General features: G+C 63.4%; 19 protein-coding genes. 9 read left to right on the forward strand and 10 right to left on the reverse strand.

The window, feature by feature from the left end; genetic code table 11:
- Positions 1-210 precede the first annotated feature (210 nt).
- Positions 211-543, reverse strand: a complete 333-nt coding sequence (locus AB0I57_RS08685) for a hypothetical protein (RefSeq protein ID WP_358332606.1) — start codon at positions 541-543, stop codon at positions 211-213.
- Positions 544-715: 172 nt separating this feature from the next.
- Between AB0I57_RS08685 and AB0I57_RS08690 the strand changes: the two genes are divergently transcribed.
- Positions 716-1,054: an RNA polymerase-binding protein RbpA gene (locus AB0I57_RS08690; RefSeq protein ID WP_070380723.1), complete on the forward strand. Its 339-nt coding sequence runs from the start codon at positions 716-718 to the stop codon at positions 1,052-1,054.
- 586 nt (positions 1,055-1,640) lie between these two features.
- Here the strand turns inward: AB0I57_RS08690 and lnt are convergent.
- From lnt to AB0I57_RS08710, 4 genes are all read right to left on the reverse strand, one after another.
- A complete protein-coding gene (gene lnt / locus AB0I57_RS08695) occupies positions 1,641-3,269 on the reverse strand; it encodes an apolipoprotein N-acyltransferase (RefSeq protein WP_358332609.1) in 1,629 nt (542 codons plus the stop codon).
- Positions 3,259-4,860 (reverse strand): amidohydrolase family protein, encoded by a 1,602-nt coding sequence (locus AB0I57_RS08700; protein ID WP_358332612.1) that lies wholly within the window; start codon positions 4,858-4,860, stop codon positions 3,259-3,261. Before AB0I57_RS08700 ends, lnt begins: the two co-directional genes overlap by 11 nt.
- A gap of 12 nt (positions 4,861-4,872) precedes the next feature.
- Entirely contained in the window at positions 4,873-5,409 is a 537-nt protein-coding gene (locus AB0I57_RS08705) for an FxsA family protein (RefSeq protein ID WP_358332615.1), read from the reverse strand.
- 151 nt (positions 5,410-5,560) lie between these two features.
- Entirely contained in the window at positions 5,561-6,250 is a 690-nt protein-coding gene (locus tag AB0I57_RS08710; RefSeq protein ID WP_358332618.1) for a response regulator transcription factor, read from the reverse strand.
- Positions 6,251-6,381: 131 nt separating this feature from the next.
- Here AB0I57_RS08710 and AB0I57_RS08715 point away from each other — a divergent pair, with 131 nt between their 5' ends.
- From AB0I57_RS08715 to AB0I57_RS08725, 3 genes are all read left to right on the forward strand, one after another.
- Positions 6,382-6,810 carry a CBS domain-containing protein gene (locus tag AB0I57_RS08715; protein ID WP_358332621.1) on the forward strand — a complete coding sequence of 143 codons (429 nt, stop codon included), beginning with the start codon at positions 6,382-6,384 and terminating at the stop codon, positions 6,808-6,810.
- A gap of 34 nt (positions 6,811-6,844) precedes the next feature.
- Positions 6,845-7,129: a YciI family protein gene (locus AB0I57_RS08720; RefSeq protein ID WP_358333310.1), complete on the forward strand. Its 285-nt coding sequence runs from the start codon at positions 6,845-6,847 to the stop codon at positions 7,127-7,129.
- Positions 7,130-7,227: 98 nt separating this feature from the next.
- Positions 7,228-7,650, forward strand: coding sequence for a hypothetical protein (locus AB0I57_RS08725; RefSeq protein ID WP_358332624.1), 423 nt, complete (start codon positions 7,228-7,230; stop codon positions 7,648-7,650).
- Between the two features lie 10 nt (positions 7,651-7,660).
- On the opposite strand, the gene AB0I57_RS08730 is transcribed toward AB0I57_RS08725, so the two are convergent.
- Positions 7,661-8,824 carry a histidine kinase gene (locus AB0I57_RS08730; protein ID WP_358332627.1) on the reverse strand — a complete coding sequence of 388 codons (1,164 nt, stop codon included), beginning with the start codon at positions 8,822-8,824 and terminating at the stop codon, positions 7,661-7,663.
- Between the two features lie 47 nt (positions 8,825-8,871).
- Here AB0I57_RS08730 and AB0I57_RS08735 point away from each other — a divergent pair, with 47 nt between their 5' ends.
- The 5 genes from AB0I57_RS08735 to AB0I57_RS08755 all read left to right on the forward strand — a co-directional run bounded on the left by AB0I57_RS08735 (position 8,872) and on the right by AB0I57_RS08755 (position 15,086).
- Positions 8,872-9,639: a TSUP family transporter gene (locus AB0I57_RS08735; protein WP_358332629.1), complete on the forward strand. Its 768-nt coding sequence runs from the start codon at positions 8,872-8,874 to the stop codon at positions 9,637-9,639.
- A gap of 22 nt (positions 9,640-9,661) precedes the next feature.
- Entirely contained in the window at positions 9,662-11,182 is a 1,521-nt protein-coding gene (locus AB0I57_RS08740) for a TldD/PmbA family protein (protein ID WP_358332632.1), read from the forward strand.
- Positions 11,179-12,540, forward strand: coding sequence for a metallopeptidase TldD-related protein (locus tag AB0I57_RS08745; protein WP_358332635.1), 1,362 nt, complete (start codon positions 11,179-11,181; stop codon positions 12,538-12,540). Before AB0I57_RS08740 ends, AB0I57_RS08745 begins: the two co-directional genes overlap by 4 nt.
- Positions 12,541-13,033: 493 nt before the next feature.
- The gene (locus tag AB0I57_RS08750; RefSeq protein ID WP_358332638.1) at positions 13,034-13,354 is read left to right on the forward strand and encodes a DUF6191 domain-containing protein; all 321 of its coding nucleotides are present in this window, start codon (positions 13,034-13,036) and stop codon (positions 13,352-13,354) included.
- Positions 13,355-13,772: 418 nt separating this feature from the next.
- The gene (locus AB0I57_RS08755) at positions 13,773-15,086 is read left to right on the forward strand and encodes a hemolysin family protein (RefSeq protein ID WP_358332641.1); all 1,314 of its coding nucleotides are present in this window, start codon (positions 13,773-13,775) and stop codon (positions 15,084-15,086) included.
- Positions 15,087-15,830: 744 nt separating this feature from the next.
- On the opposite strand, the gene AB0I57_RS08760 is transcribed toward AB0I57_RS08755, so the two are convergent.
- The 4 genes from AB0I57_RS08760 to AB0I57_RS08775 form a co-directional block, all read right to left on the reverse strand.
- Positions 15,831-16,505: a recombinase family protein gene (locus tag AB0I57_RS08760; protein ID WP_358332644.1), complete on the reverse strand. Its 675-nt coding sequence runs from the start codon at positions 16,503-16,505 to the stop codon at positions 15,831-15,833.
- Between the two features lie 237 nt (positions 16,506-16,742).
- Positions 16,743-17,138, reverse strand: coding sequence for a PPOX class F420-dependent oxidoreductase (locus AB0I57_RS08765; protein ID WP_358332647.1), 396 nt, complete (start codon positions 17,136-17,138; stop codon positions 16,743-16,745).
- 160 nt (positions 17,139-17,298) lie between these two features.
- Positions 17,299-18,339 (reverse strand): alpha/beta hydrolase family protein, encoded by a 1,041-nt coding sequence (locus tag AB0I57_RS08770; protein WP_358332650.1) that lies wholly within the window; start codon positions 18,337-18,339, stop codon positions 17,299-17,301.
- 183 nt (positions 18,340-18,522) lie between these two features.
- Positions 18,523-19,608: a YncE family protein gene (locus AB0I57_RS08775; RefSeq protein ID WP_358332652.1), complete on the reverse strand. Its 1,086-nt coding sequence runs from the start codon at positions 19,606-19,608 to the stop codon at positions 18,523-18,525.
- Positions 19,609-19,799: the final 191 nt, after the last annotated feature.

Below are 19,799 nucleotides of genomic sequence, written 5' to 3' on the forward strand. Positions count from 1 at the left end.
GCGGGTAAAAAACTGTGGATGCGCAAGTTCTGCGCGTGTGACGGATCAACAGTCACCGGTGTCACACGCTTTATTGATCGTGCTGCACGCGTAGGCCCGGCGTTCACAAATTCGTGATGTTTGTTCAGGAATTGATGTCGACACGATGTCCGCCACAGTAGGACAGGTCTGGTAGGTGCGTCGTTTGCTTGCCTCGCCCGCAACCGGGGTTCAGCGGAAACACTCGGCCTCACGTGCAATCTTCACGAGTTCGGCGCACAGTGACTCCACCTCGGTCGCGGTCGCTCCTTCGGCAACGGCTGTTGCCACGTCCTCTGCGGCACATCGGACCTGGAAGACCCGATCGACCATGGCGGATGCTTCTGCGGGGGTGAGCACGACGGCATCGGGGGGAATGCTCGTGCCCTTGACCTGGTTGCGTTGCTCGTAGGCGCGCTGCCTGCAGGATTGACGGCAATACCGGCGGCGCCGACCGATCCCTGACTCCGCCACTTGCCGTCCGCACCACACGCAGGAGTCCGTTCTGCGGGAAGCGCTGTTCATAATCACCCACCTTACTGTTCGGCACCGTCGCAACCGCCCGGTACGATTGCGGGGTTGCACCTGCGTAGCGTGCGGGAACCAATCGAGAAGTCATGACGTTGTAGATGAGTGTGAACGCTTGGTTCTGACCCAGGCGTGCTCGCGGGGAGACGAACGACGAGAGGACACAACCATGGCAGATCGCGTACTTCGAGGGAGCCGACTCGGTGCGGTGAGTTACGAAACCGACCGTGACCACGACCTCGCGCCCCGTCGGATGGCCAAGTATCGGTGCGACAACGGAGAAGTCTTCGACATTCCCTTTGCTGACGACGCCGAGATCCCCGGTACGTGGCTGTGCCGCAACGGGCTCGAGGGAACCCTCATCGAGGGCACTGCACCCGAGGCCAAGAAGGTCAAGCCGCCGCGTACCCACTGGGACATGCTGCTCGAGCGCCGTTCCAAGGAAGAGTTGGAAGACCTGCTCAAGGAACGTCTCGACCTGCTCAAGGCGAAGCGTCGGGGAGCTTGACTCGGGTCGCTGAACTTTATGAACGCCGCCTCGGTATATCCGGGGCGGCGTTCGACGCATATGGGCAAACCGATTCGACGTGGACGCGCTCATGTTCGCCAGCGGGGTGGTACTCGTCTCGACAGAACCCATTCGAGAACTCCGATCTGTTGAACGTAGGCGCGCTGCATTTCGAGCATACAAAGCTTTGAGTGTCACGCCCCGAACACGCAGTCGAAGAAACCACGCATGACCTGCATTTCATGCCCGCATATTGGCTCGAGAGGCAGGTCCCATGACGGCTTCCAATTTACTAGTCGGTACGTCGGAGTCAAGGGCGCGGTCTCCTCTTCCGCTCACTTTCATACCTGGGGTACGAAAGTTGACACCCGGGTTGCGGAGCAGCCACACCCGGGTACGAAACGCCGACCCTAGTTGAACGAGGGGGCAAACGCTCGTGATCTGTGCAACTCTTCGCCTGCCCTGTGTATTCCCTCACGGTGAGCATCAATCGGCCGACGCCCCGAGTTCGTGATCATCCGAGGTCTACGTCAACGAACGACGAACGGGCGAGAGTGCAATCCTCCTCCCGCAGAAGAGAGATCCGTCAAGAGCCGGATCGGTTGCCGGAGTCGTCGGCCGCCGTGCCGGCGACTCTCGCACGAACACCGCGACGCCGTTGTACCACCGCGAAAGCGATAGCCCCGAGTGCGCCGACGCAGAGAAGAACCTCTGGAACCGGGCCCAGCCGGCTTGCCAAGGTGAGCTCGGTGCGCAACGGAACCTGCGCCACCAACGCGTCAGGTACGAACAGGGGGGTTTGCTCCACCGTGGAACCGTCAGGGGCGATGATCGCGCTTACGCCGCTCGTCGCGGCCACGACGACCGCTCGCCCGTGCTCGACCGCCCGCACCTTCGACATGGCGAGTTGCTGGTAGGTCATCTCGGTGTCACCGAATGTGGCATTGTTCGTCGGGACGGCCAAGATTTCGGCCCCGTTGCGAACCGACTGCTCGAACGCCCGGTCGAAGACCACCTCGTAACAGGTCGCGACACCTACGGCGACACCGTTCGCGTGAACCACTCCGTCGCCGTGACCGGGAACGAAATTGCCCGCCTGATTCGCGTAGGGCGACAGGTGCTCGAAGAAGCCACGGTAGGGCAGGTACTCGCCGAACGGTTGGATGATCTTCTTGTCGTGCCGCTCCTGCGGTCCCGAGTATCCGTCCCACACGATCACCGAATTCGTGGCGGTTCCGTCGGAGTTGGCCAGCACCGCCCCCACCAGGATGGGTGCGCCGACCGCATCGGAGGCGCGCGAGATGTCCGCGGCCGCGTCAGCGTTGCGCAACGGGTCGATGTCGGAGGCGTTTTCGGGCCAGACGACGATATCCGGTTGCGGCACCGACCCAGACGCGACGTCCGCGGCGAGCTCGAGGGTTCGGTTCACGTGATTGTCGAGGACCTGCTTGCGTTGGGAATTGAAATCGAGTCCCAATCTGGGGACGCTGCCCTGAACGGCGGCGACGGTGATCGTTCGGTACCCCGAATCCATACCCGGCAGCGTCGGCCAGAGCGCCGACGACAGGACCGGCGCCGCGAGGGCGGCAATCAGACCGCCCACGAGGGTGCGCCTCCAGTTTTCGGCGCCGCCGGCTCGGGCGCGAACCGCCATCACAACGGACGCCAGGCCGACGCCGGTCAGCGCCACCGCGAAGCTGAGCAGCGGGGCGCCACCGACACTCGCCACCGGCAGGAGCCATCCCTCCGGCTGCCCGAACGCCAACCTGCCCCACGGAAAGCCGCCGAACGGAACACTCGAACGAAGCCACTCGGTGAGTGACCAGCACGCCGCGATCCACAGCGGCGCCCAGCGCAACCGGGACACGAGCACGGCCAGCAGCCCGAACAGGCCGATGAACAGCGACTCGATGGTCGCGAGCGCCAGCCATGGCAGGGGGCCGACATACACCCCGATCCACGGCAGCAGTGGTATGAGGAAGCCGAGTCCGGCGAGATAGCCGTACCCGAACCCGGCGCGCAGACGTCGCGGCGCCGCCCCGGCGGTCAGGACCAGTGTCAGTAGAGCGATGCCGATCGGCGCGAGAAACCACAGCGGCCGCGGCGGGAAGCTGGCGAACACCAAGAATCCGGCCAACACGGACAACGCGCAGCGCAACAACACGCCGCGCACTCCGGTGGTCCAGCCATGCACAGTGCTGTCCCTAACGCTCATAGACGACACTCCCCCGGTGCACCGATCGCAGCAATACTGGTGCGGGTGCGTCATCGAGACGAGGCAGGGCCGGGACCCGCGACCGTGGATCGGTGGACCATCGCTGCACCGAATCCTTGGGGGCGTCGACGACCAGTTCACCGACATCCCATACCGCGTAAGACGCGGGCGCACCCGGATTCAGTGTTCCCGCAACCCCGTCCCGGACTCCCCCGGCGCGCCAGGCTCCTTTGGTGGCCGCGGAGAACGCGGCGCGCGGCGAGATCCCGCTGGCCGGGGCGCGGTGGTGCACCGCTGCACGGAGCATCGCCCACGGTTCGACCGGGGTCACGGGCGCGTCGGACCCGAACGCCAGCGGCACCCCGCCGGACGCGGCCTTCGCGAACGGATTGAGAGTGAGGGCGCGCTCGGCTCCGAGGCGTCGCGCGTACAGGCCCTCCGTGCCGCCCCACAAGGCATCGAAGACGGGTTGAACGCTCGCGATCACACCCCACGATGCCATTCGAGCCACGTCCCGGTCGCTCATCATTTCTGCGTGTTCGAGTCGGTGCCCCAGCGCCGCGACCGCAGGACCGCCCAACTCGTCTACGACGAGCGCAAAGGCGTCGAGCGCTGCCGCAACGGCGGCGTCACCGATCACGTGAAATCCCGACTGGATCCCGGCGACAGTACAGGCCCGGATGTGATCTGCGATCTCAGCGACCCCGAGGTAGCTCTTGCCGGTACTGCCACTCTGATCCGCATACGGCTCACCGAGCCATGCCGTGTGCGAACCGACGGACCCGTCGATGAACAGGTCGCCGCCGAGTGCATGGGCACCCGTGGACTGGAGCAAATGGCGGGCCTCGTCGGCATCCGCAACGGCCTCGCCCCAGTAGCCGCGTACCTCGACGCCGTGGGAGGTGGCCAGGAGCTCACGAAAGTCGTCGAGCCCGGAAATGTCGGGACCGCCGCACTCGTGCACCGCGACCACGCCGCGGGACGCGATGGCGTCGAGTGCCGCGGCACGGGCAGCGGACCGTTGACGGGTAGTCAGCAGAGAGCGCGCTTCAGTGCGGGCAGCATGGTGCGCCTCGACAGTCAGTGGACCTTCTGGTGAGTACCCGGCGGCGTCGGGCAATGAGGCAATCGACTGCCGCAGCGCGGTCGAGCACACCGCAGAGTGGGCGTCGACCCTCGACAGGTACACCGCGCGTCCGGGTGCGGCCTCGTCCAACTGGGACGTGGTCGGGGGCACGCCCTCCGGCCAGGTCGTTTCGTCCCAGCCGTGCCCCCAGATTATGGCGTCGCGGTGGAGGTGGGCGAAGGAAGACAGCCGGTCGAGGCACTCGCGAAGCGAACCGACCCCGACGAGGTCGAGCCCCACGATGTTCAGCCCCAACGCGGTGATATGTACGTGCGTGTCGACGAATGCAGGCGCGACGAAGGCGCCGTCCAGGTCGACCACGTCCGCCCCCGGATGGAGGGCACGGGCGGCACGTTCGTCACCGACCCACGACACGATTCCGTCGGTCACCGCCATCGACGTGGCATCTGGGGCATGGGAACTGTAGATTCGAGCGCCCACCAGCAGTTGTGTACTCACGGGCAAGCAGTCTGCCTCCTACGGCCGACCGTCCGGATCACGGGTGGGGTTTCGGGACTCCGCATCGCTGACGTGCCCCTCGATCACCCTGCCCTCGAACGCCTGGTCCTCGAATACCTCCTCTACGACTTCGCCGTCTACCACCTGCCCCGATCCGTGTCGGGTTGTCCGCGTGAAGGCACCCGCCCCAGCTGTGAAGGCCGCGGCGCGGCTACCGCCCAACAAGACGACAACCGGCCGAAGAAGCCGACGGGTGGGCGGCAGGAGAAAGAGCAGCCCGATCGCGGAGGTGACCAGGCCGGGAACGAACATGAGCACGGATCCCAGTGCGACGAGCGCACCGTCCGCAACTGCGGCACCGGGCGAACCCTTCCCACTCGCGGCGAGGCGCAATCCTTCCATCACCCTGCGCCACTGTGAACCCATCAACAGAAGACCGATCAGCGTTCCACCGAGCAGGAGCAGCACCGTCCACAACACGCCTATCGCGTTCCCGACCAGGACGAGTGCGGCGACCTCCACCACGACATACAACAGGAACAGTGCGGCGTACATCACGCCCCCTTTCGGATGGCCGGTTCAACGAGAGCCTTCGCGGCCAACGTCTGATCGTTCAACGTCCGGCAGCCCTGATTTTCTCCCGACCACAGGTAGCCAGAGCGTCTTTCAGCCAGCCGGAGCCGCGATCGATACCGTGCCTCTTCTCTCACCGAGTCGCCTCGGCTGCTCGCTTTCGCGTGGCCCCGGGGCTTACCAGGCCGGTCTCGTAGGCCAGCACGACAGCCTGCACCCGGTCCCGGAGATTCAGCTTGGTGAGAATCCGCCCTACGTGGGACTTGATCGTCGACTCGGACAGGAATAGTCGTTCCGCGATCTCCGAGTTCGACAGTCCGGCAGCGACTACTTGCAGCACTTCCCGTTCGCGCTCGGTCAGCGCGTCCAGGATCTCAGGGTCTCGGCTCGGCGCTGGATCCTTGTCCAGAAACCACTCCAGCAGCCGTCGAGTCACTCGCGGCGACACCACCGCATCGCCTGCTGCGACACTCCGAATGGCAGACACCAGATCTTCAGGCGGGGTGTCTTTCAGTAGGAATCCGCTGGCCCCGGCACGCAACGCGCCGAGGGCATGCTCGTCGAGGTCGAAGGTTGTCATCACCAGCACCCGACTCGAAACACCCGACTCGACGATCTGGCCGGTAGCGCTCACACCGTCCACTACGGGCATTCGGACGTCCATCAGAACAACGTCGGGTTGAAGTTTGCGCACCGCGACCAATGCCGCCGCTCCGTCGCCGGCTTCGCCGACGACGGTGATGTCGTCATGAGCGTCGAGCACCATTGTGAGGCCCATCCGCATCAGTTCCTGGTCGTCGACGAGAAGTACGGTGATCGGCACAGGCGCAAACCTAACACCGCGCTACCGGTGGATGGTGCCGCATGGTGACCTGAGAATCGCCGTCGTGGGCGCGAAATCCACCTATGATCGAGGTGTCCGGTAGTGTCGAGCGCTCGGATCGGGGTATCCAGATGCGAATCGCGGATATATTGCGCAGCAAGGGCCCGGCGGTTGTGACGGTGGATCCCGGGATGTTGGTCGGTGAGTTGATCGGCGAACTTTCCAGGCACAACGTCGGTGCGCTCGTGGTGATGGAGGAAGGCACCGTCGCCGGCATCGTGACCGAACGCGACGTGGTACGCCGAATCTACGAGCGCGGTCGCGAGGTCCTGGATGCACGGGTCGCGGACATCATGACCACCGCGATCTACGCCTGCGTCCCGTCCGACACAGTCGACAGTCTTGCCGAAACCATGACCGAGCGCCGAATCCGGCATCTGCCGGTGATCGTGGACGGGCGCCTGGTCGGCATCGTCAGCATCGGAGACGTGGTCAAGAGCCGGATAGGTGAACTTCAGACCGAACGTGACCAGCTCGAGTCTTACATCGACCGAGGCTGAGCACCGGCAACGAACTCCGAGAAGCGTGATGATGATGTCCCTCTTCGCTGTGGAATACACCTACAGCCCGGAAAAGTCCTCGGGTCGCGACGATCACCGGACCGATCATCATGCCTGGCTCGCGGAACTCGCCCGGCGCCACATCCTGCATTCGATGCATCCGCTGGGCGACGGCAGCGGCACAGTTATGGTCGTCGACGCCAAGGACAAGGAATCCGTTGCACGGCTGTTCCGGCACGATCCGTATTCCCTCGCTGATCTTGTCGATAACGTGCAAATCAGCGAATGGACTCCCCCACCGGGAGAGTTCGACAGTTGACAACTGCCCGGACCGACGCGTTATGTCGGGGATCCGTCCTGGCACCGATCGGATTTCACGACCACACTGGGGTGCCCCACCGAGCTGAGGAGGAAATGATGGGCGACAGCAACCCGTTCGGGTTCGACCCCGACGATCTCGACCGCGTGATCCGAGAAGCGGGCGAGGAGTTGCGTAGCGTCAAAGACCGGATCGCGAAGTTCCTCGATCAGGCAGATTCGCAGATCCCGTGGACCGGGCTGTTCGCGGACATCGCCAAGACGCCTGGTCCCGCCCCGGAGCCCGAAACCGCCGGCGAAGCGGGCGACGGCGTATGGGCCATCTATACCGTCGACGCCGACGGTCTTGCCCGTGTCGAGCAGGTCTTCGCAACCGAACTCGACGCACTCCGAGCGCACAGGCACAACACGGACCCGCAGAGGTCGGTTCGGTTCCTCCCCTACGGTGTCACCGTGAGCGTCCTCGATTCGTCGGACGAGTCCGGACGGACCAGCGAGTCGGCTCCGCCGGAAACGGATTGACGACGACTCCTCAGTCCCGTATTTCGAGCGGTAACTCCGCGGTCACCCGCCAACTCCCGTCGGTTTGCCGCCCCGCTTCGAGCGTGCCCTGCAAGACCGCGACCCGCTCACGCATACCCAGGAGTCCGTTGCCGGATCCGAACGAGAACAGGCCCGATGCGTTGCCGTTGTCGATGATTTCGACCAGGACATCGGTGTCGCGACGCCGCACCCGGACCTTCGCCCTCGGCCGCTCCCCGGCGTGCCGCAATACGTTCGTCAGCGACTCCTGAACCACTCGGTGCACACCGAGACTGACTGCGGGACTGATGTCGTCCAACTGCCCGGTCAACTCCAACTCGACCGGCAGTCCCGCACTGCGCATCATGTCGACCAAGCGGGAGAGGCCGGCGGTGCCGTGCTGGGGCATGTCGTCCGTCGCCGGTTCTGTGCGCAGCAAGGACACGGTTCGGCGTAGTTCAGCGAGAGCTTCCCTACCGGTGGTCCCGATGTTCGCCAATGCCTGTCGGGCGACGTCCGGGTTGGTCCCCACCGCGTAAGAGGCGCCGTCAGCCTGCACGATCATCACGCTCACTGCGTGCGCGACCACGTCGTGCAATTCCCGCGCGATGCGTGTCCGTTCGGCGGCAACCGCATCCTCGGCGCGGCGATCCCGGTCGTAATCTGCCACGGCAAGCCGAGCGGCCACCTCCTCGTCGTACGCCCGCCGGGCACCGAGAAATTCCGCCGTGATCCAGGAAAGGGCGAAGATCAGCAACGCGATCACCCCTGTCACGGTCGCTTCTTGCCTGAGCAGCCCGATCGCCAGCGCAGAATCGACAACGAGACCCACCGCGAACAGGGCGGCAACGTATCGACCGACGTAGGCGACAAGGGTGTAGAGCGCCACAGCGAGCGCGAACAGCCCGGGGTGCTGAGCGTCGAGGTCATCGATCGAGTAGCTGACGAGGGTGATCGTGATCGACATGACCAGGATGACCCCGGCTGCCGTACGTGGATAGGTACGGCGGCACACGATCGGGAGGCACAACAACAGGCCCATGATCAGCTGCACCCAGGCGGAGGTGTGGTCCGATGCCGTGAAGACGAGCACCTCGAGCGTGAGGAGAATCGCCGCCAACATCGAGTCCGCGACCGTCGGCCTACCTCGCAGCCACAGACTGAATCTCCGCATGGATGCAGCCTAGGGACCCCGATCAGGGTGTGGTTGAGTCATCCACCATGAACGCGGGTGACTGGACGCTACTGCTCACGGCTGCAGTGGCCGCCGGATGGGTCGATGCCGTGGTCGGCGGCGGCGGACTGATCCTCCTACCTGCGCTGTTCCTCGCCCTACCGCAGTTGACGCCACAAGCGGCTCTGGCGACCAACAAACTCACCGCGTTCACCGGAACCTCGGCAGCTGTCTACACATTCGCGCGTCGCGTCTCGATGAACTGGAGACTTCTCGGTCCGGCCTTCCTGCTGGCGGCAGTGACATCGGCACTCGGCGCGGCCACGGTGTCGCGGATCAACAAAGATCTGTTCATCCCGCTCATCATGGTGGTGCTCGTCGGCGTCGCCGTGTTCGTCACGATCCGCCCACAAGTTGGTATCACGCTCGCGAAGGACCGGCCGACCCGGCGGAAAGTCATCGCAGTCGTGCTGCTCGCAGCGGGATTGTTCGGATTCTACGACGGACTGTTCGGGCCGGGAACCGGGACGTTTCTCATCATCAGTTTCGCGACGTTGCTCGGTACGGAGTTCGTACGCAGCGCCGCGATGGCGAAAGTGATCAACCTCGGGTCGAACTTCGGTGCCTTGGTGCTCTTCGCTGCCACTGGGCACGTGATATGGGTTCTCGGGTTGAGTATGGCGGTGTGCAACGTGATCGGGGCCGTCGTCGGGTCTCGAATGGCGTTGACCAAGGGTGCCGGGTTCGTCCGGATCACCCTGCTGGTGGTGGTGATCGTCATGGTGATCAGGTTGGGCTGGCAACAGTTCGGCTAGATGCCGGACTACCGTGGTCGAAGTGACGGCTCCTCGACAGGTTGATCCGGAATTCCTTGCCCTCCCACTGCGTTCGCTGGCGGATGCAGCACTGTCGGCGGCGCGGTCGGCGGGTGCCTCGCACGCCGACCTACGCGTGCACGGGCTGACCAGTCAGTCTCTGCGACTACGCGACGGGGAGGTGCAGTCGGCGGTCGACTCGAGCGAACTCGGGTTCGCGGTGCGCGTCCTCATCGATGGCACCTGGGGGTTCGCCTCACATGCCGAGTTGACGCCCGAGACCGCTGCTGCGACAGCCAGGGAGGCGGTGGTCGTGGCTCGGACGTTGCGCGGTCTCGGCCGGGAACACGTCGAACTCGCTGCTGAGCCCGTATACACCGATGTCAGCTGGGTGTCGGATTACGAGGTCGATCCGTTCGAAGTTCCGGCCGAGGACAAGATTTCGCTACTGCGCGAATACTCCCGCAAGCTGCTCGCATCCGACGGTGTAGACCACGCCACCGCTGGTTGCCTGCAGGTCAAGGAGCAGACGTTCTACGCCGACCTCGCCGGCTCGTCGATCGTCCAGCAACGAGTGCGACTGCATCCGCAACTCGAGGCCACCACCGTCGACCATTCGGCCGGCCTGTTCGAGACGATGCGCACGCTCGCGCCACCGGTCGGGCGCGGGTGGGAGTATGTCGCGACGGACGGCTCCTGGAACTGGACGGACGAACTGGCACGCATCCCGGGACTGCTGGCTGAGAAGGTGAAGGCTCCGACCGTGGTGGCCGGCCCCACCGACCTGGTGATCGACCCGACCAACCTGTGGTTGACCATCCACGAGTCGATCGGGCACGCCACCGAGTACGACCGTGCTGTCGGCTACGAGGCCGCATACGCCGGGACCTCATTCGCCACCCCTGACAAGCTGGGCACCCTGCACTACGGGACACCGATCATGCACGTGACCGCCGACCGAACCGTGCCGCACGGGCTCGCGACGATCGGATACGACGACGACGGAGTCGCGACTCAGTCGTGGGATCTGATCGCCGACGGAGTACTGGTCGGATACCAGCTCGACCGGGCGTTCGCGACGCGTTTGGGGCTGGACCGCTCCAACGGCTGCTCGTACGCCGATTCTCCCCATCATGTGCCCATTCAGCGGATGGCCAATGTTTCACTCGGGCCCGATCCCGTGACCGATCGCGGCACCGAGGATCTCATTTCCGGCGTCGAGGACGGTATCTACGTGGTCGGCGACAAGTCCTGGTCGATCGACATGCAACGGTACAACTTCCAGTTCACCGGCCAACGGTTCTACCGAATCCGTGGTGGAAGACTCGACGGGCAACTCCGCGATGTCGCATACCAGGCGACCACCACCGATTTCTGGGGATCCATGGAGGCGGTCGGCGGTCCGTCCACCTGGCAGCTCGGTGGGGCCTTCAACTGCGGCAAGGCGCAACCCGGACAGATCGCGGCCGTCAGTCACGGCTGCCCGTCCGCCTTATTCCGTCGCGTCAACGTACTGAACACTCAGACGGAGGGTGGCCGATGATCGCACCGCAGCAACTGATCGAGCGGGTTCTCTCCAGGGCCACGGTCGACGAGACCATCGTCATCGTCACCGATGCCAGTGAGGCGTCTCTGCGATGGGCACGCAACTCGATGACGACCAACGGCGTGTCTACCTCACGTAGCTGGACGGTTGTCTCGATCGTCAGGGACGGCGAGACCGCGCGAGTGGGCATCGTCAGTTCGACCAGCGTGAATTCCGCCGATATCGACGCGGTCGTGCGCTCCGCCGAGTTGGCCGCCAGAGCGGCCGGACCCGCATCCGACTCGATGCCCCTGCTCACCGGCACCACGGCCGAGGACAGCTGGGACGACGGTGCCGAGCACACCGAGATCAGCGCATTCGAGCAACTTGCGCGGGACCTGAGCATGGGATTCGACCGTACGGACGAACTCTACGGTTTCGCCCACCATCGACTTCACACCAGCTGGCTCGGCACGTCTACCGGGATCCGCCGCCGAGTGGTTCAGCCCACCGGGTCCGTCGAGATCAACGGCAAGCGAGGCGATGCCAGCGCCTGGGTTGGTACCAGCACCAAGGACTTCACGGATGTTGCCTGCGGGAAGATGCTGCACGAACTGTCGACGCGCCTGGACTGGGCGAGCACCCGGGTCGAGTTGCCGGCCGGACGTTTCGAGACAGTCCTTCCTCCCTCCGCCGTCGCGGACCTCATGATCTGCCTGATGTGGGCGATGGAGGGCCGGGGCGCAGAAGAGGGGCGTTCTGCACTGTCGGCTCCCGGAGGCACCCGGATCGGGGAAAGGTTGACCACGCTCCCCCTCACGCTGTATTCCAACCCGGTCGAGCCCGGGTTGGAATACGCGCCGTTCGTCACCGCAGGATCGTCGTCCGAGTCCTTGTCGGTCTTCGACAACGGGATGGACACCGGCCGCGTCGACTGGGTACGCGACGGTACCGTGAACGCGCTCGCGTACCCGCGAGCCGCAGCGAAGGAGTTCGGCGCAGATGTGGCCGTACCGGGCGACAACCTGATCCTCGACGCCGCGGGTTCGCTGTCGCTCGATCAGATGGTGGCCGAGACCGAACGAGGCCTGCTCCTGACCACCCTCTGGTACATCCGGGAGGTCGACCCCGCCGCGCTGCTACTGACCGGACTGACCCGGGATGGCGTCTACCTCATCGAAAACGGCAAGATTACGGCCTCGGTGAACAACTTCCGGTTCAACGAGAGCCCACTCGATCTGCTCCGCCGAGTCACCCAGGCCGGTGCCACCGAACGGACCCTGCCCCGCGAGTGGAACGATTGGTTCACCCGAACCGCCATGCCACCATTGCGCATTCCGGACTTCCACATGTCGTCGGTCAGCAAGGCGCTCTGAAGACACCGAATTCCAGCCTCCAGCACGTGAAGCGGGGACGAACGTCGCGGCTGCAAACGACCGGAAGATCGACGCGGCTCTGACAGGTTCGCTGGGAGACCGACCTGTCTTGACCGTTCGTGCCATCGGTCGATGACCCTCACACCGACGCAATCACGCCTTCTCAATAGCGGAGTGGGAGCCTCGCTGCATCTAAGAGAATGAGCTATTACACAGCAATCTACATTCCAGGTCTCGATGTGCGCGATTTATCCCCACGACAATGCGTCTTCTTACCGCAAATTAGATTGCATTGGAGCTCACGTCATGTAGAACTCGTCAATTGCATTTGTAGAAATATCGGAACGTTCGCCGAGTCGATGGAAATGAGTCGGGTCATTTTCTCGCGAGAATTTCGCATTCTTGGTCATTTGGCGGTTGCCGGGTTACAACACGTTGGCGTTCATCGGGATAGAGTGAGAAGGACGTAGTCCAGTTGGAGAGGGGCCTGCAGGTGGGTGTCACGGTCTTGGTAGTTGCAGTGGCAGTGGCCGGGGCCCTTGCTCTCGACCAACTCGGGTTGTGGGCGGAACGTCGCGGGTGGATCTACTGGCGGAAGAAGAAGGGGACCGGTGGCCTGTCCGGGGCACTGGAGTACATCGACACCCTCTTTTCACCCTCGACGCATAACGTTGTGCAAGAACGGGAAAGCAAGAGACTGACCCGAGTAGATTCGGCCACAGGAGAGGAACTCGACCTCGAATCCGGCACTGTCTTTCTCGAGATGCGCGATCGCACGAATGGTCCGGACAACCCTCGCCCATCGGTGAACTGAGCCCGAGTGTCGCTCGAGCCAGGCATCGAGGCCCGTCCGTGAGGGGCGCAAGTAGACAGACGCGCTGAATTACGTTGTTTTGCTGGTGATTTCATTTAGCCCTGCCTGATCAGGGTTGTCTACCTCGGGGCGTTCCGCTGTGGCGATCTCGCGTGGAGCCGGAGCGGTTCATCTGCCGGGCATCGCGCGAGTCGCCACGTTCGCGGTGTTCGTGCTGGCGCTAGTAGCGTGATAACCCGACGGTCACCGTAGACGCGCGCAAAACCAAAGCGTGCGTGCCGAAGGCTGCGAAAACTCTTCGCGGATGTGGAACCGGACCCACCCGGTGCGCGATAGTCTTGAGGTGTGAACGCAGCTGCGTTCGGCGAGGTGAAAGGGACATGAACCGCCACCGACCCATGAATCGGCGGTGTTGGCCGTGACAGGCAGTACGCTCCTGGACTTCATTCTCGTAGTGGCGTTCATCCTGCTCGGCGGGGTGTTCGCTGCGACCGAAATTGCCCTGGTGTCTCTGCGGGAGGGTCAGATTCACGCCCTCGCGCATCGCAGTCGCCGGGGTGCGCGAGCGGCCGGTCTGGCCCGGAATCCGAACCGCTTCCTTTCCTCGGTGCAGATCGGCGTCACCGTCGCCGGCTTCTTTTCCGCGGCGTACGGCGCCGCGGCGCTCGCCCCGAGCATCGCCCCGGTGTTACGGGGTTGGGGGATGTCGGTCGCGGCTGCGGACGCAGTGGCGCTGATCTTTACCACTCTTGTGATCGCGTACTTGTCGTTGGTACTTGGTGAACTCGTCCCCAAGCGCATTGCTCTGCAGAACGCCACCGGGGTGGCGTTGGTGACGGCGCCGCCGCTAGACCGATTCGCGACACTCGTTCGTCCGGTGATCTGGCTGCTGTCGGTCTCGACCAACGCACTCGTTCGTCTTCTCGGCGAGGACCCGTCCCGCAAGAGGGAGGAGATGACGCCTGCCGAGCTGCGGGAACTGGTCCTCGGTCAACGTGGGATCGAGGACGAGGAGCGCCGCGTCCTCGCCGAAGTGTTCGACGTCGGCCAACGGACCCTGAACGAGGTGATGCGGCCACGGACCGAGGTGGACTTCCTCGCCGCGGACACCCCGGTCCGTAAGGCGCGGGCCGAGGCCCTGGCCATGGCTCACAGCCGCTTCCCCATCGTCGATACCTCTCTCGACGATGTCGTCGGCTTCGTCCACGTCCGTGATCTCCAACTAGCTGATCCGGTAGAGGTCCCCACCGTCGAGGATCTGTGCCGACCGATCCTCGCGCTGCCCGGATCCAAACCAGTACTCTCCGCGCTGGCCTTGATGCGCCGCGGCAGCGCGCAGATTCTCCTCGTCGTCGACGAGTACGGGGGCACCGCGGGCATCGCGACCCTCGAGGACATCGTCGAGGAGGTCGTCGGCGAGATCGGCGACGAGTTCGCGCCGCTGTCCGAATCCAATGCCGTCGACGAAGATGGGCAGGAATGGGAGATCGACGGGATGCTTCTCGTCGAGGACTTCGAGAAGGACACCGGGACAACGGTTCCCGGCGGGCCCTACGAGACCATCGCCGGATACGTGCTTCACAGCCTGCAACGGATTCCCCGACTCGGGGACGTCGTCGAGGTCGACGGCCACCGCCTCACCGTCAGCGAGATGGACGGACGTCGTATCGCGGCGTTGCACTTGTCGAAACGCGGCTCCGGGAAACGGCCCCAGGATCACAGACCGACATAGCCGACGAATGCACTGCACGGCGTGAATCGAACGGGCCTTCCGTGGCATACATCCGACACCGGGCCGTCTATACCCGTGTTCGGCGCACTGCACGACACCAGGGTGACCATGCTCCTATCTCGATGTAGGCCATCCATCACTGGGTGCCGCACGGTCCGAAACCGTTGCGCACGTAAATAGTTGGAGAGGCTGGTGAACTCACCCGAAAGCCCTTCCCCCGAAGATTGCGCCGGCAGTAGCGGAGGCCCAGCTAGAGAAGGATCGGCTATCGAAGGTCCTGAAGGACCAGACTTGCGCCCGAAGCCTGTCGGGTCAGCAGACATGACGGGTCGACGCTCGAAACTAGTATTCCGAAACAACTCGGCCGCCGGGCAGGAATCGTTTGCCGCATTCGGAAAATCCAACATGAAAGCACCGTTGGATTCTGAAACTACCATCAATCAAGCCCCAAAAAAGTCCGCAACTTGGAATTCTAATGCGTTTCACGCTATCGGCTCATGCGGTGCCGATGGACATCTGAGCAAACAAACTCAAGTAATCAACATTTCTTATAGCAATTGTTTAGCTATCTCTGATTCGTCGACCATCACCCCTGTGGAAGACGGGAGTCATCCGGTGGCGGCGCCACCCGGGAGTCGGGCGCAAACTCGACGAGCATTGCGCAGAACCAATCACGAGATATCTTGGTTCGGAACTCCTTTGAACCGACTACTTCAACTACGGTCTGACGATCGGATCAGCTGGTCAGACACCAATTCCCGCTGGTCCCCCACCCAACTCGACGTCGTCATCGTCGTCGAAGTCGTTCTCCTCGAGCGACTTGAAGTATCGGGTGATGGTCTTGGTGGACACCCCGATCTCCTCGGCGATGCGCTTCTTCGACATCCCCTGCCCGTACAGGTAGCGGATGTAGCTGCCCTTCGTGTCATCGACGGCGCGCGGTCGCCCACCGACCCGGCCCCGCTCACGGGCCGCAATCAGCCCGGCCTCGGTGCGCTCACGAATCAGATTGCGCTCGAATTCTGCTATCGCGGCGAAGATATGAAAGATCAACTTGCCCCCGGGAGTGGAGGTTTCGATCTTGTCGTTGATCGATTCGAGCTGCACCCCCCTGGCCTCGAGTTCTCCTACCAGCTTGATCAGGTGCAGGAGCGAACGTCCCAGCCTGTCGAGCCGCCACACGACCAGGGTGTCACCGGGACGTAGGTGCTCGAACAGCTTCTGCAGTTCGGGGCGGTTCTGCTTCGCACCGGACGCGTGATCTGTCCAGATTCGCCAGCACCCAGCGGCTCGGAGGGCGTCGAGTTGCAAGTCTGTGTTTTGCATGCCGGTTGACACCCGGCAGTACCCGAGTTTGCTGCCGCCGCCGTCACGCCGCGGGCTGAAAATGTCCGATTTATCCATGTTCTGTGTCGTCACTTGTGTCGTTTCCGAGCGTCCAGGGGGTCTATCGGTGCAGGGCCGGCGCGGAAAATCCGCTATAGAGAAGGTACGGGACAAAACTCGTGAGCCACGTCATTTTGTCCCATACCCTTTTGTCCAAGGTTTTTGTCCCACCGTGTCGTGGGGCGATTCGGTCGAGGCGATCGAGTGCTGGACCCGGACTTAATCGGTGGTTTCTGTCCCACCCAATACGTGCTGGTCGCAGCAAATCGACTACCGGTCTTCGGGGGTGATGGCCAATCCGATCGTCCCTGACTTCCCACGGCGAATCAGGCTGCCCTTCATCGTCAGCCAGCCGACAATGCCGTACTTACGGGCGATCGCATCGCGCGCATGATCGGTCTCAACGGAATCGAGAATCACGGCCCGGGCAGGAACCTCGGACCCCTTCGGATTGCCTCGGGCGTCGCACGCCGCGACCGTAACCTCCGAGTTCCGACGGATGCGCTTGACCTTGTACGAGGCGGTCACTGTCCACATCAGCAAGCGGTCACCGTCGGCAGCTGCCCACAACGGCGTCCCCACCGGGGTGCCATCCTTCCGAAACGTGGTGAGCAAGACATATTTTGCCGACATCACTCGGTCGAATTCTGCGTTCACCAGTCTCATGCTAATGGGTGTCGGAGTGGGTTCGTCGAGGTCATGCGGCCGTGATTGATTCCGATTGCCACACAGGTGTTCTGGCCGATTCCTCCGTGCTAACCATCCTGTGAAGCAACTATCGCCTGTTCCAAGACAGGCCGCATCGAGTTCGCATCGCCATCGGCTTCTAGGAGGTTCCCGAGAGGGACTCGGTGAGTATGGGCCAGAAGCTGTGCAGATCGTCTTGCCAGTAGCCCCAGGAGTGAGTGCCGGTGGGTCGGAAATCGTAGGTGGCCGGGATTCCCAGAGAGTTCAGCCGGTTGGCAAGCTGGTGTGTGCACGAATTGACACCAGCCTCGATGATTCCCCCCGCTACCACCTGGTTGGCAAGCGCCCCGACATCTCCGTTGACACCCGGATCGTCGAGGGTCTCATGAGGACCGGGCAGCCCGGTTCCACTCGTGATGTACAGATTGATGCCACGTAGCTTCTCAGCGTTGACAACGGGATCGTTCATCACCCAAAGCGGGTCGCCAGGCGGTCCCCACATGTTCGCGGGATCGCCGCCACGGGCGCTGACGACGAACTCGACGTAATTCATGCCGGGGGGCGTGCTGGTCTCCGCACACCCGCTGAACGCGCCGACCGCCCGATACAACGAAGGGGCGGCCTCAGCCAGACCCAGTACCGAGGTGCCCGACATCGACAGTCCTGCGATGGCGTTCTCCCCGTTCGTACCCAGTGCAGCGTCGGCTATCGGGGGAAGTTCCTGCGTGAGGAACGTAGTCCACTTGTTGAGGCCTAAGACTGGATCGGGCCGCTGCCAGTCGGTGTAGTAGCTGTACGCACCGCCGATAGGGGTGACGACATTGATGTTCTTGTCGGCAAAAAAGTTGACCACGTCTGTCTTGGCCTGCCAGGTTGCCTCGTCCTCACCACCGCCGGCACCGTTGAGTAGGTACAACGTTGGACGGGGAACACTGGTGTCTGCGGGACGGATCACCTCGAGTTGGATCACCCTCTCCATCGCTGCCGAGTAAACGTACATATTCAGTTGACGGTCGTTGACCACTTCGATGTGGTCGAGAGCAGATCCACCTGCTGATACCGGATTGTCTACTGGGAGGGCTCGCCACCCGTCTGCTGACGCTGCGGCCACCCCGCTGAACACGCTTGATGAGGCAATGGCGGCGACCAAGAGTGCCCGGAGGTATCCGATTGCGGTCATAGACGCTCCTCGTACGGTGATACAAAGAACATTCCCCATCACGGTAGCCGGAAAACATTCCGGTGGGCCGGGGTATCTTCCGGAAAGTTCGACCCGAAGTCGTCACTGACAGTCCATAAGCACGAGCGGAATGATGCCGCCACCCTCACAATCGGAGGCGGCACTGGGGTTTCGGTGTGGGTATCAGCTGAACATGCTGCCAGCGCCCGAGCCGCTGCCAGTGAGCGAACCGAAGTCGATGCACAACGATCCCGAGCACTCGACGGCGATCACCGACACCGTGTCGTCGGCGCTGTCCGTGACGTAGACACGGTTACCGAATGGGGAGACTGCCACAAATGCTGGCGCCCCGCCCACCGGGATGGTCTCGATGACGCTGTTGCCGGCGGTCTCGATCACCGGCACTGAATCATCACCGGTATCGGCGACGTAGACGCGGGACCCGTTGGGAGTGACCGCCACCCCGGCAGCGCCGACCCCGACCGCCACGGTGGTGACCACGCTGTTTCCGGCGGTCTCGATCACCGACACCGTTCCATCGTCGTTGTTGCCCACGTAGACCCGGGACCCGTCCGGAGTGACCGCCACCCCGAGCGGGCCATTTCCGACCCCGACGGTCGTGGCCACGGTGTTGTCGACGGTTTGGATCACCGACACCGTGTCGCCTCCGGTGTTGGTGACGTAGACGTGGGACCCGTTGGGGGTGACCGCCACCCCGATAGGGAAGCTCCCGACCCCGACTGTGGTGACCACGGTGTTGTCGACGGTTTGGATCACCGACACCGAAGGACCTCCAGTGTTGGTGACGTAGACGTGGGACCCGTCCGGGCTGACCGCCACCCCGAAGGGGTCGTCGCCGACCGGAATGGTGTCGACCACGGCGTTGCCGAAGGTGTTGATCACCGACACCGTGTCGTCATCTCGGTTGGTGACGTAGACGCGGGACCCGTCCGGACTGACCGCCACCCCAAGCGGGAAGGGCCCGACCGAAACGGTGTCGACCACGGTGTTGCTGAGGGTGCTGATCACCGACACCGTATCGTCGCTGGCGTTGGCAACGTAGGCGCGGAACCCGTTCGGGTTCACTGCCACCCCGTTCGGGAAGTCCCCCACCGGGATTGTGTCGATAACGGTATCCGCGGCAGCGGTCGCGGCGCCCATCCAGGCTGTACCGAGCACCATCGCGACAACGGCGAACAACCCGAGCACGAGACGCCGCGCCTGCGCACGAATCGCGGTGTACCTGCGGAAACTACTGTGGTGATTCACATTTCTCTCCTGCCGGAAGGGAAACGAAAGGATCAACCATGCAGTGACGCCAGCGGGCAACCAGCTCGAATTACCAGCCCAGGGCAGGCTAACAATTACACTTTGCTTTCGAGGCCACGACTCGCCGAAAGTCACCAACGAACCCCTGTGACGGCACCACCTCGAGGTCACCGGTGACGACGACCGTGGGA

The organism is Rhodococcus sp. NPDC049939, assembly GCF_040656415.1.
GTDB lineage: Bacteria > Actinomycetota > Actinomycetes > Mycobacteriales > Mycobacteriaceae > Rhodococcus_F.